Origin of the sequence: Haloarcula laminariae (assembly GCF_025457605.1) — an archaeon.
In the GTDB taxonomy this organism is placed as follows: domain Archaea; phylum Halobacteriota; class Halobacteria; order Halobacteriales; family Haloarculaceae; genus Haloarcula; species Haloarcula laminariae.
On the sequence record NZ_JAMZFY010000001.1, the window covers coordinates 84,690 to 97,233 of the forward strand.

At 55.2% G+C, this 12,544-nt stretch carries 12 protein-coding genes; 3 read left to right on the plus strand and 9 right to left on the minus strand.

What is annotated here, in order from left to right; all coding sequences use genetic code 11:
- Position 1 precedes the first annotated feature (1 nt).
- Positions 2-1,009, minus strand: coding sequence for an arsenic resistance protein (locus tag NJQ98_RS00390; RefSeq protein ID WP_262174544.1), 1,008 nt, complete (start codon positions 1,007-1,009; stop codon positions 2-4).
- A 703-nt stretch (positions 1,010-1,712) separates the two neighbouring features.
- On the minus strand, positions 1,713-2,108 hold the full coding sequence (locus tag NJQ98_RS00395) for a CopG family ribbon-helix-helix protein (protein WP_262174546.1): 396 nt from the start codon (positions 2,106-2,108) through the stop codon (positions 1,713-1,715).
- A gap of 103 nt (positions 2,109-2,211) precedes the next feature.
- Between NJQ98_RS00395 and NJQ98_RS00400 the strand changes: the two genes are divergently transcribed.
- Complete coding sequence (locus NJQ98_RS00400; RefSeq protein WP_262174549.1) at positions 2,212-3,048, plus strand: sulfite exporter TauE/SafE family protein; 837 nt, start codon at positions 2,212-2,214, stop codon at positions 3,046-3,048.
- Positions 3,049-3,136: 88 nt separating this feature from the next.
- Here NJQ98_RS00400 and NJQ98_RS00405 read toward each other — a convergent pair whose 3' ends face one another.
- The 6 genes from NJQ98_RS00405 to NJQ98_RS00430 form a co-directional block, all read right to left on the minus strand.
- Positions 3,137-4,246 (minus strand): metal-dependent hydrolase, encoded by a 1,110-nt coding sequence (locus NJQ98_RS00405; RefSeq protein ID WP_262174552.1) that lies wholly within the window; start codon positions 4,244-4,246, stop codon positions 3,137-3,139.
- A 272-nt stretch (positions 4,247-4,518) separates the two neighbouring features.
- A complete protein-coding gene (locus NJQ98_RS00410) occupies positions 4,519-5,247 on the minus strand; it encodes a CPBP family intramembrane glutamic endopeptidase (protein WP_262174554.1) in 729 nt (242 codons plus the stop codon).
- Positions 5,244-5,636, minus strand: coding sequence for a SpoIIAA family protein (locus NJQ98_RS00415; protein WP_262174555.1), 393 nt, complete (start codon positions 5,634-5,636; stop codon positions 5,244-5,246). The genes NJQ98_RS00410 and NJQ98_RS00415 overlap by 4 nt, the downstream gene beginning before the upstream one ends.
- A 27-nt stretch (positions 5,637-5,663) precedes the next feature.
- Positions 5,664-6,590 carry a cation diffusion facilitator family transporter gene (locus NJQ98_RS00420; protein ID WP_262174557.1) on the minus strand — a complete coding sequence of 309 codons (927 nt, stop codon included), beginning with the start codon at positions 6,588-6,590 and terminating at the stop codon, positions 5,664-5,666.
- A gap of 3 nt (positions 6,591-6,593) precedes the next feature.
- Complete coding sequence (locus NJQ98_RS00425) at positions 6,594-6,992, minus strand: DUF7996 family protein (RefSeq protein ID WP_262174559.1); 399 nt, start codon at positions 6,990-6,992, stop codon at positions 6,594-6,596.
- Between the two features lie 14 nt (positions 6,993-7,006).
- On the minus strand, positions 7,007-9,640 hold the full coding sequence (locus tag NJQ98_RS00430) for a heavy metal translocating P-type ATPase (protein ID WP_262174561.1): 2,634 nt from the start codon (positions 9,638-9,640) through the stop codon (positions 7,007-7,009).
- Positions 9,641-9,844: 204 nt separating this feature from the next.
- Between NJQ98_RS00430 and NJQ98_RS00435 the strand changes: the two genes are divergently transcribed.
- Positions 9,845-10,111: a DUF7410 domain-containing protein gene (locus tag NJQ98_RS00435; RefSeq protein WP_262174564.1), complete on the plus strand. Its 267-nt coding sequence runs from the start codon at positions 9,845-9,847 to the stop codon at positions 10,109-10,111.
- Positions 10,112-10,136: 25 nt separating this feature from the next.
- The gene (locus NJQ98_RS00440) at positions 10,137-11,603 is read left to right on the plus strand and encodes a hypothetical protein (RefSeq protein WP_262174565.1); all 1,467 of its coding nucleotides are present in this window, start codon (positions 10,137-10,139) and stop codon (positions 11,601-11,603) included.
- 26 nt (positions 11,604-11,629) lie between these two features.
- Here the strand turns inward: NJQ98_RS00440 and NJQ98_RS00445 are convergent, their stop codons facing one another.
- Positions 11,630-12,526 carry an iron transporter gene (locus NJQ98_RS00445; RefSeq protein WP_262174567.1) on the minus strand — a complete coding sequence of 299 codons (897 nt, stop codon included), beginning with the start codon at positions 12,524-12,526 and terminating at the stop codon, positions 11,630-11,632.
- Between the last annotated feature and the right edge of the window lie 18 nt (positions 12,527-12,544).

The window sequence follows — 12,544 nt, forward strand, 5'->3', positions numbered from 1 at the left end:
ATCAGTCATTCCGGCCAACATCGAGATCGAGCATCTGATCGGGGGCATCTGGGACCAACCATGCGGGCACGATCCTGGTGAGGACGACCATCCCCACCAGTTCGACGAGCGTTTGGGTGACAACGACCGCCGGCGCGAGCGCGTAGCCCGACGGGAGCGCGAGCGCCAGCGGGAGAATAACGAGCGAATTTCGCGTGACGGACGTGAACACGAGCGCTCGGCTCGCACCGGAATCCATGCCCAAGAGCCCAGCCACCAGCCGGCCGAGCAGTGGCATAATGATGAGGAACGCCACGTACACGGGGACAACCGACGCAATCTGGCCGATCGAATCCTGGACGCGCGGTAACTGGGAGGCGATGACGACGAACAGCGTCACCCCCATCATCGGCACCGGTAACCAACCCATCGTGTCCTGCCACTGTGCGGCCCGACTGGAACGCTCTGCCAAGTGTTGGGTCGCCCACGCGAACGTCAGCGGGAGTGCGATGATGACGACGAACGCCTCGATGAACGGCCAGGCCTCGATAAACTCGGCGACCTGCTGGCCGATAAACAGCCAGAGATACAGCGGGAGCAACAGCAGCTGGACGAGCATCAGCGCCGGCGTGGCAGCAGTGATCTGCTCTGCGTCACCGCCTGCGAGTTCAGTGAACGTGATGACGTAGTCGATACACGGTGTCAACAACACCATGAACGCCCCCACGAGGATGACTGGTTCCTGCGGGAGGAACCGCGTGAGGCCGAACACGACGACCGGGACGACCACAAAGTTCATTCCGAGCGCCGCGGCCATGAACCGACTGTTCCGGAACGCCCGCCGAATCCGGACGAACGGGATCTCGAGGAACGTCACGTACAACAACACCGCAAGGACGGGATTGATGAGCGGTTCCAGCACCGAACTGGCGCTCGGGAGGCCGAGACCGATACCAATCGCGAGGATGACTCCAATGGCGTATATGCCTACTTGATTGTGCTGAATCCACTGTTTCGAGAGGCGTGCCATGAATTGAATCGAACCGTTAGGGAATCGTAATTCCGAGCGCGATCAATACTACGAGGACAACTAACGTCGGTGCGGCGACGAATCGAACGAACCGCTCGGCGCTGGCTGAACCGTCGAGATATCGAGCAGCGGCACTCGGGCGACGGACAAAAAAGAGCCCGGCGCCGATGAAGACATACCCGATGCCATTCATATACGCATATATCAGGACGACGACCGTAAGTTTGCATCGATAGCTACCTCACGACCGCCAGTACGTGCGTGCTCGTCCCGAGAACGGTGCTACTCGCGAAGAGGATACCGAGATTCTGTCACGAGTGGCCCGCGGTAGCTATCGCGACTGCCATAATCGGGACCCCGACCACGAGTACCAACAGCTCAGGTGCCGGAAGTCCGAGCGTGGTGAAGAAGCTGACCGATTGGTCGTAGGAAGCAACTTGCTAGCGCCCGGCCCTAACAGGAGCGCAGCGGCGCCGGAATGAGGTTTAACGAGCGTAACTCGGCGTCATGTTTTGTACACCCCTAAGGAGCTCGGGGCGTCTCGACCTGATTTAGCTGACACAATTCAGATCCAATGAATCTATTACTCTACAACCGGCGAGATGCCAGTCTATTTGAACAAGATCAGCACGCGACTCGAGGAAGTGAACAGTACAGATGAAGCACATAGCGAGTGCACCTCTCAAAGGGTTCTGGTAGCTCGTCACTCTTTGCCGTCGCGGATGATCATCACCTTGACCCGGTTTACGCCGTCAAAATCGCGGAGTCGGTAGGTGAGAGTACGTACCTGCTCGGCTGGCCCCCGACAAAACAGCGATTCGAGGCACCACTCTCCTTGGTGGATATGACTCGTGTTGAGGATCGCGTCTTGATACTCGTGTTGGATTGCGTGGAGTTCCTGAATCACCTCGTGGTGGCGATAATCGAACGCGATGAGCGCGACGATTTCCCCACTTGTCGCTTCGAGGCGGGAGTGTGACTCGATGTACTCCAGCATCGCTTCTCGGACCGCCCGCGATCTGTTTTCGAGATCCTGCTCTTGCCAGACTCGGTCGAACTCTTCGACGACTTCGTCTGGAATATTGAAACTCGTTCGCATAGGTACTGGCTCGTCGGGGTTCTACAAGAGGGTCTCGTATGACAATCGGCCCATTTCGGTATTAACAACCGTTATTCACCTCGGTAGCAGAATCTCGCACAGGATGTTACACGGTGAAGCACTCGGCCTTTTGATCGGTGCAATCGCTCTCGGTGCCGTTCACGGCATCGAACCGGGTCATGGGTGGCCAATTGCTGCCTCATATGCGCTCGACCAGACAAACAAGTGGGTTTACGGGTTCGCGGCGAGTCTCATAATCGGCGTCGGTCACCTTATTAGCAGTATTGCGATGGTAGGGGTGTTCTTCTACGCGAAAGACTACTTCAATCTCACGCAGGTCAACGAGCCGATGACAATACTTGGTGGGATCCAAATCGGCGGGCCAGTCAGTCTTGTTGCCGGTGGCTTGCTCATCGCGCTTGGAATTCGTGAATACTTCCACGGGCACTCTCATGGCAGTCAGGGTGATGCCGGCCATTCCGCCCATCACAGCCAGGACCATCACCACGATATGGACGAGCATTCAAGCCATTCGCCCGATCCTGATCGTGGCCATTTACACGACCACAACGCTGGACTGATCACCCGTATGAAAGGCTTCCTTCCCTTCGTCGGTGGGCACTCTCACTCACACGATGCTTCCGAAGAAGCTGCTGATCGTGGACTCCTCGGGATCGCGTGGTTCGCGTTTGTTCTCGGATTCGCCCACGAAGAAGAGTTCGAGATTATTGCGCTCTGCGCCGGGTCAAATCACTGCCTCGAACTGATGAGTGCGTACGCACTCACCGTCATCGTGGGTATTGTCGGACTGACAATGTTGTTGATTGCAGGCTACCAGCATTCTAAGGAGAAAGTTGAGCAGTACACGCCGTACCTGCCAGTGTTTTCCGCAGCCGTCCTCATTATCATGGGATTTGGTTTCATCACCGGAGTCTTCTGACTTGTCTCTTCAATTCGCAGCTCTCATCGAACGGCTGCTTCAGGCAAAAATATGTCTGAAGAATAGTGTTTCAACAGAGCCACGCTGTTCAAACAATCAGATATGCAACAGTGTACCCAAGTACGGCCAATGTTACCGCCGAAAGGCCAGTCAGTAGTGCTGTCGGTACCTCAGCGATCGTGACAGGCCGAGAGCGAGGCAAGTCTGTGGACTTAGAGAGTGATATCCAGCCAGCGGTACGGAGCGACATCTTAAGTCGGTAAATTAGGTCCCGTTCGATATTACTCACACCGATGAATCCAACCGCCAATACAGAGAACACGAACGGAGCGGACGTAGCTAAGGTCGGTACTGGCAACACAAATACGGCTCCAGCGTAACTCAGACCGATTACCGCACGTGGACTGACGTAGTCGCGTAGGGGCATACCACGAAATTGTGCGTACACTAATACAGCAAGCCAGATTATTCCGAGTTCAAACAGGAAGGCGCCAATGAGGTGTAGGGTCGGATCTGAATGAAGTACCACCCGCTCGGAAACAACGACTACATCGAACGGATACAACAGATCGGGTGGCGAACCAGTGAACATATCGCCGAACGGATGACTCATCAGACCCACGAGCGCAACTCCAAGCATCTCCCGGGCTCCAATACCATGACGAGCGGCGACTGTCGCAAGGAGTATACCCCCAGCGATGAATACCGCCATGATGAATCCGGCGAGAGCGCCTGTTACCAGCGTAGTAATGCCGACGAGACCGCCGCTGAGTAGGAGTGCAGCGACGCAAGCCAGAATAGGTCCACGGGTCGGCCAATCTTTGTGGGTGAACGATTCCCGATTAAGCGCGGCTGTCCAGCAACCAAAGGCTAACGCAGCAAAGCCACTGATAACTACCGAATGTGTCATCGCACGGTGAACAATATTCCCTGTCTCCCAAAACGACTCAGCGGCAGCCGACATCCCGCTGACACCGCCTAACAGACCCACAGGCGCATAAATCATATCAATATCCGGAAGTGTGGCGAACACACCGGCGAGGACGCCGAGCCACAGCAGGCGCTTGCTGGGGAATCCGAAGTAACGCCCAACAAGAACTACCAGCGTGAACGCCAGCAGTCCGTGACCTATAAACATTGGTGCTGATACGATTTTCACGAATATAAGTTGTTCGTGGCAGCTGTTGCCGCGGTTCACGCGTCTCCATATGTTAACAGCCATCGAAGAGTAAATTTCCGTATCCGACCCCTCCGATGGAGCGTCGCTCTATTGAGGCCTCGAAAAGATTCGATGTGGGACTCGCCTTCAGTTGTCGCAGGAGAGGAAGGTCGTTCCTCGCCCATACCGAACGACCTTCGCAGTTGGCGTCCCACTAATCGGGGCCGGGTTACTGCAGACCGTGATACCGGCGATGTGTGCAATGGTATCACTACCTTGGAATACGACGGCCTTTTCAAGGCACAAGTAGCTTACAAGCCGCCTGTCGCGGTGATATAGGCTCCTGCAAATTGGACGGCGTTATACGCCCCGTGAACTACTGCGGGGACAGCAAGATTATCTGTGTACTCATAAATCACACCCAATACTAAGGCCAGTATAAATGCGATACCGATGTATACCATTTTTCCCTCCCCTGTCAGCGAAAAGAGATGAATTGATGCGAAGAGAGCGCTGGCAAGGACGATTGCACGGGCTGGATGGAGAGTTTCCCGTAGCGTTCCCTGAACAAGACCACGAAATAGCAACTCTTCGCCGGGGCCGACTAACAAAAATGATAGTGGAATGAGAATAAGGAAGACATTGGGGTTTTGCTGCCCGACTGTGACAATTTGATTCTGTGCCGATTGAATGCCGAGTGCAGAGATAATTTGTGATCCAACGAAGAGCAGAGACAAGAGAGCAAGGACTCCGCCGATTACGACAGCCACGTCAGTTCTATCCGGGACAGTGACGGGAACAAAGTCGAAGCTCCGGTCACGAACTTTGAGATAGAGTAGTGCGAGCCCACCGAACGTTACCCCTTGTAGCATAACTGTGCTCAGCAAGAGTCGCAACGATGGACTTGAATTAAGATTGATGCCAACAGATATGAGCATTGTTGACGCTAGCAAAACGGTGACGCTCCCAAGGATGGTGGAACCATAAGTTAGTCCCACTGCGATAGCGACGGACTGCAGTCGTGAGATTTGTTGAGTCATTGATTGACTATACCCCCTTTAGCCCAGTTAAGAGCAGCATCTTTCTCTTCCATCTCGAAATAGCGCATTGTATTCGGTGCAACCGGCCATATTGGTTGGATGGTATCCCACAAATCGAAGAGAAGCTCTGCCCATATTGAATCACCCACTGCCGCATACCGGTCAATATTGAAATTCGGCCCCCGCCGGAGATCGGGGAGGATTCCATTAAGGTGCGTAAGGAATGTCCAGAATGTCCAGTTTGGGACTTCTTCGTAGACATTGACCTGACCGTAAGCATCGGTCTTTTCTTCGAGAAGCGTATACAATTCTTGATACCCATCGGAGGTTCCTTTCCCAACCCGGATTGCGACAAAGTTCTTTTCGGTTGTATCTAGTACGTCGAACATTGGAGTCCTCATAGTGGATGACATTTGTCAGTGAGCGTGAGTGGTCGAACTAGTTGTGTTACTTCCGGAATCGATGGTCTCGACTAATTCGACAGTCGCATGGTCGATTCCGCTCTCGGAGAGCTGTTCGTGAACTCTGCGTTGAATTTCCTGCTGTGCTTCGAGTGATGTTGAACGGTCACTCGCGCGAACCGTAGCGACAGTCAATTGGCTGCAGACTTGCCATACGTGTAAATCATCGATACGTTCAATACCCTCGATAGTCGTGAGTTCCGCTTCGAGGTCGCTAGTCTGGATCGGGCTCCGCTGAAGGAGAATCGATGTGCTTTCTCTGAGTACCCGACCGGCAGACCACAGCACCAAGACAGCAATTAGGATTGCGGCAGCAGGGTCGGCGACGGGGAGATCGAAAACGGCGACGGCAACAGTCGAGACGATGACTGCGATGGACCCACCAGCATCACCGAGCAGGTGGTAGAACGCCCCTCGCTCGTTGAGGCTCATTTGGTCACCCTGGAGGATGTACACGGAGCCGAGGTTGACTAATAGACCACCAACAGCGATGAGGAGTGTCTGTCCAATGTCGATAGTGACGGAACTGAGAAATCGCTGATACGCCTCCCAAACGATATACGCGACCATTGGAACGAGAAGAACACCGTTGAGGAAGGCCGCAACTGGTTCGAGTCGATGCAGTCCATAAGACCATGACTCACCACCCTCAAACCGTTCGGCCGTGTAGCCGGCGCTGAACGCCATCACGTACGCTAACATATCGAACAACATATGCATGGCATCGCTGATAAGCGCCACAGACCCGAACAGAAGGCCGCCGGCCAGTTCGACGACGAAGCCGACAAAGTTGATGACCGCGACTAGCGCAAGTTTGCGCGTGCTCCGGCCCGTTTGTTCGGACATTCCTTCGGAATCATGGGTGTGTACCTCACTCGACATCAGTTAGGATTCCTCCGAAGAGTGGTCAGGAGCAGCACCGCTCGTATCAGCGGTCGAATCGTTTGTTGCCTGGTGTGAGTTACCCGACTTGGCTTGCTGATCATCATCCAGTGTATCATGATCGCTCTCTCCGCTTTCAGACTCGGAAGTCAGCGTCTGACCAGTCGGACCGACCAAGTCAACGGGCCGGAACCAGATGAACCAGACGAGAAAGATTCCAGTTCCATACCCGACAATCCAGACCAGGTCTGCAAGTATTGGTAGACTCGCCTGCTCCAGAGAGTATACCGCTAACCCTGGCCCAATAATCCCGACAAGGACCAAGAGTATCATTATCTGTGGGGCTGCAAGTCCCACTGGATAGCGACCACGATTTGTATCGTCATCTGATGTTCCACTCATGACTTGTAAACGATTTATTCAGCTGAAGGAGTGATGTTCTCAGGCCGAATCCGTGACAATCGCATCGCGTTTCCGGTCACAGCTGTTGTCATCCCGGCGTCTCCCGCGAGAACAGCGAGCCAGATTGGAACGTAACCGAAGGGGACGGCGATAGCGAGTGCCGCCTTGACGCCGAGGCTGGCCCAGATGTTCTGCCGGATAACACCGTTGGCGTCGTTGGCTAGCTCGTAGAGATACGGGAGCTTCGAGAGATCATCGCTCATCAACGCGATATCGGCTGTTTCGAGGGCGGTATCGGTCCCTGCGGCCCCCATCGCGACGCCGATTGTGGCGGTGGCGAGCGCGGGCGCGTCGTTGACCCCATCGCCAACCATCGCGACGCCGTCGTATTGTTCGTCGAGTTCCTCGATAGCAGCGACCTTCTCGTCTGGCAGGAGTTCAGCACGAAATTCGTCGACTCCGACCTCGTTGGCAATCGCTCGGGCAGTCCGCTCGTTGTCCCCGGTTAGCATGATGATGTGCTTGACGCCGAGGTCATGGAGGCGCTGGATCGTCTGTGCCGACTCTGGGCGGATTTCATCAGCCACAGCGATGACACCTTCGAGCTCGTCTTCGGTGCCGACAAGTACGACAGTCTTGCCCTGTGACTGTAACTCAGGCACTGTCTCTTCGAGCAGGTCGAGACAGTCGTTGCGCTCACACATCTGACGGCTCTTCGTCGTGACGACCCCGCCATCAGTTGTCGCGTGGACGTGTCCCAAGTCGAAACCGAGTTCCTCGAACAGTCCCGGCTTGCCGGCGTAGTGCGGTGTCTCATCGAGCGTCGCTCTGACGCCTTTCCCGGTGATGCTCTCGAACTCGTTGACCTCACGGTCCCCGACAGCGGCCTGCTCTGCGTGGTCGACGATGGCCTCGCCGATTGGATGTTCCGAGCGGGATTCGAGTCCACGCGCACAGCGGAGGACATCCGCCTCGGTATTGTCGTTCAGCGGGACGACGTCAGTAACGGTGAGTTCCCCTTTGGTGAGCGTCCCGGTCTTGTCCATTGCCACAGCTTCGACAGCGCCCATCGCTTCGAGGTGATTGCCCCCCTTGATGAGGACGCCGTTCTTCGCTGCACTCGTAATACCCGAGACGACTGACACCGGCGTTGAGATGACGAACGCGCACGGACACGCGAGCACGAGGAGCGTGAGCCCGTATACAATGTACGTTGGCCATGATGCTCCGAGCACGAGCGGTGGGACCAGCGCGATAATAACGGCAAAGCCGACAACTGCTGGCGTGTAGTAGCCCGCGAAGCTATCGACGAACTGCTCACGTTCGGTCTTGTTCGACTGTGCGTCCTCGACCATCTGGACGATGCGTGAGAGTGTGTTGTCGCCAGACTCAGATGTTACCCTGATTTCGAGATATCCCTCCTCGTTGATCGTCCCGGCATACACTTCCTCGCCTGGGGTCTTATCCACAGGGACCGATTCACCCGTGATGGGGGCTTGGTTGACGGCGCTCTCGCCATCGAGTACCTCTCCGTCCATCGGGATTTTCTCACCTGGACGCACAACGACTATATCGCCGACTTCGACATTGTCGACCGGAATCGTGACTTCCTCGCCGTCACGTTTGACCGTTGCTTCGTCCGGTGAGAGATCCATGAGTTCACGCAACGAGTTTCGAGCGCGGTCCATCGAATAGCGTTCGAGCAGCTCGGCGATGCTAAACAGAAACGCAAGCGTCGCGGCCTCGAAATAAAGCGACTCGCCGAAGACGAGGCCAGCGACGACCGCACCAGCGATTGCGATGCTCATCAACAAGTCGATATCGAGATTTAGATTTCGAGCCGAATAGTACCCGTTGCGAAAGATGACTTGGCCGGCGACCCCGATAGCGACCAGAAAGAGCACGTCAGCAAGAAGTATCTCGCGGCCGAGGATCGTAGCCACGAGACTGTTCTGGCTGGTGAGTAGAAACTCAAAGAGCAGTCCGAACGCGACGAAGCCTCCGCTGAGCCACGTTTTGAGCGCTCTTGTACTGGTCCAGACGTTCGTGCGGTCGTCGGCGATGCCGGCTTCATCATCGCCTTTTGCCGCCGTCGAATCCACCACCTCGTAGCCTGCACTCTCTATAGTCTCTTCTATCTGTGATGGTGAAAGGGACGACTGGTCGTAGGTAACGGTCACCGTGCCGGTAGTGGGCTGGGTTTCGTAGGTCTGGACTCCGGCGTGCCGTTCGAGGGCGTTCTCGATTTTCTCCGCGCAGGACGGACAATCCATCTCTGGGACGGTGAACGTCACCGTTGTTCCACTTTGCCCCTCAATCGTGTATCCAGCCTTTTCGATCCGGCTAGCTATCTCGTCCGATGTCGTTTGGTCGCGGTCGTAGGAAACAGTCAGCGTGCCGGTCGTGACCTGTGGGTCAATGGCGGTTATGCCATCGAGCTTTCGGACGCTGTTCTCGACTTTTCCCGCGCAGGACGGACAATCCATCTCGGGGATGGAGTACTCGACGGTGTCACTTTTCACGCCGGTTGGTTCAGATATCTCTTCGTGACCGTTGCCATCGGAATCGTGATTGTGAGTATGGTCGTGGCCATGCTCGTGATCGTGGGATTCTCCAGCGTCCGGTGAATCCCGGCCGGAGGAGGTCATATATCGATGTGTCCACTCCAATGTTAATAAATCAGCTGTTACAAAAGCGGCTTTTGCTGCTGTTTATTAATAAATATTGGGCCCTATGTTATTAAAAAGACGTATCACTTCTGTCTTCGCAAAACGTCCGTCAGTACATTCGACTGGTGAACCACAACGGTTTCAAATCCGAGTTCGCTAACTGTTCGTAACTACAGAAATCTGATGCCACAGATAGAAACCGCCATTCCAGAGAGTGAGAGCTCGGCCAGTGTCTGTGAGTATTGTGGGCATCCATTTCCAACACACGACCGACTGGTACTCCATAGGGGAGTCGAGCACCCAGGGCAACTGGACGCAGCAGAAGAAGAAGCGTTCACGGAAGCGTACGCTGTCGAAAACGATGAACTGGAAACATTCCGGTTGAAAGCGCTCGTGGTGTTGGTCCTGCTGTACTTCGCGTTCATTATGCTCTATGCCATCTTCGCCTGATTCAGACGGTGACCGGACAGCCTTCATGGATAGGGATGACTCTCGACAAAAAATACAAGCAGCAGTGAAACGCATACCCGCGACTCGCCCCCAACGAATCTGTATACAGTTTCTGGTATGGCTCGCACTGTTACTATTCTTCGTCGACACTGTGGCTGCTGCGAACGGATTGACGCTCGCAAAAGGATCCCGTGACACGCTTGCAGTCCCGCAGTGGCTGTATCTCACCACTGGCGGGGCCACTATCGGCGCATCCGCACTGCTCGCGAGTTTCGTTACTGACCGGGTATTTATTCGGTCAGTACATGAGTGGTCACAGACCGTCCCAGCAGTAGATAGCTGGTGGCAACCGCTCGTATGGGCCGGTCGCGCCGTCGGCGTCATCGGACTGGGACTCGCTGTGTACGTGGGACTTACCGGACCGCCGCTCCCAACGTCGAGTCTCACGATTCTGCTTGCTTTTGCTGGCATTCGAGCCGGGTTGCCCATAGTGACCTATCTCTTCGGAAATGTTTGGCCTGTGCTCAACCCGTGGCGAACGCTCGCGACTGTGTGTCCGTCCGGATTCCGTACGTACCCCGAGACGCTGCACCGCTGGCCAGCCGTGGTCGGTTGGCTGAGTCTCATCTGGGTCGAGATGGTCTTCCCAGTAAGTACTGTCCCGAGTGTCCTCACGAGGGTCCTACTGGTCTACTCGACAGTGACACTCGCTGGCGCCATACTATTTGGACCGGAGCCCTGGTTCGAAAACGCGGATCCACTCGCCGTTCTCTTCCGTTTCTACGGAGCGGTTGCAGCTGTCTCTCGTTCTCAGGGACACCTCAACGTGAAACTGCCTGGCAGCAGATTATCGGACTCCGACACCGTAACCCATGTTTCCGATATCGCGTTCATTATCGCACTTGTCTGGGAACTCACATACAGCGGTTTCATCACGACCAGTGCCGGCGCGGCGACCATTGAGGCACTTGTTGGCGCCCTGGCTGGCTTGGCTGGGCCAGAAACGCTCGCCGTCCCCATGTACACACTCTTGTTCCTTGTCGGATACGGTCTCTTTTTTGCTGCGTACTGGTACGCGAGCCATCTTTCACGACGCAGTACAAACACGTACATAACCGCACGAACGATAGCACTCCAGTTCGCTGCACCACTCCTTGCCATTGCAGCTGGATATCATCTAGCACATTACGCGGGGCTATTCGTGTCACTCAGTCCGGCCCTCGTGATGGCGCTCACCTCTCCCCTGTCACCCCCAGCAAATCCATTAGTTCTCTCTCCGCCACCGTGGTTCGAAGGCCTTGGTATTGCAGCTATCCTACTCGGCCATCTCCTCGCGATTTGGGCGGCGCATGCGGTTGCGTATGACCTCTTTTCCAGTCGACTCGTCGCGGTTCGGAGCCAGTATCCGTTTATCGCGGTGATGGTGGGGTACACAGTAATAAGCCTCTGGATTGTTTCTCTTCCCAGTGCGACGCCACCGTTTCTGGCTTAATCACCCTGAAAAACGGACAACAGGGCTCAGACGGTGAACTCGATTGGCGGCATATCGATGAATGCTGTCTCGTATCCGTCGTGTCGAGCGAGTTGTGGTGGGGCCTGGGGAGTTATTGAAATGATATCACCTGATTGGATATCGGGGATTTGTTCCCCGTAGAAACAGCTAATTTCGGGGTCAACTGTGGCCCGGAGCGATTCATCGAATATGGTCTCTTGTCCTCGATCTATGGTTGCAGAAAGCGACATTCGCGGGAGAATAACGCGATTGTACGGTGTTCGAGGTGAGACAATCAAATAGGAATTCGAGGCTTCACTGAAACGGGTGTTCCCCGCAACAACGGAAGCGATGAAAGTCGCATCGCCGGAGGAGCCGTCACCGACCACTCGGCCAGGAAGAGCGGATCGCACCGGCGCAGTCGGTTCCGGTAGCATGTCCATATCCAGCAGGTCGACAGTTCCGCTTGAACCTGCCTTGTCTCCCACACGCCGGTATTCGAGATTGTACGTCTCGTTCGTATCGAACGTAAAGCTCATTGAAGCGGACTGTGACTCCGTGAATCTGCCCTCGAATGGAGTGGTCCGGTCGGCGCTGAGTGGGCCGATGCTGAGAGTTACATCGTACTCTCCTTCACCGGAGAGAGCGACGTTATCTCCGTGATGGAAGCCCATGGTCGGTGAAATCATCGGCCAGAAATTCGTCGTAGTCACCCGGCCATCGGCGTTGCTAATCTCTGCAGAGACATCGAGTGGCAGGACAGTGTTCGTCTCTGTATCCCAGACGCTCGCCATCAAATGAAGTGAATCACTAGATTGAACGACGACCTTGTTCTTGTCCGACCCGGCGAGGTTCCAGAATCGGTGGGGGAACGAATGCATCAACGCAAATCTCACATCATTAGCCGTCGTCGTTCCGTACATTCCCATCCCTTCGATAAC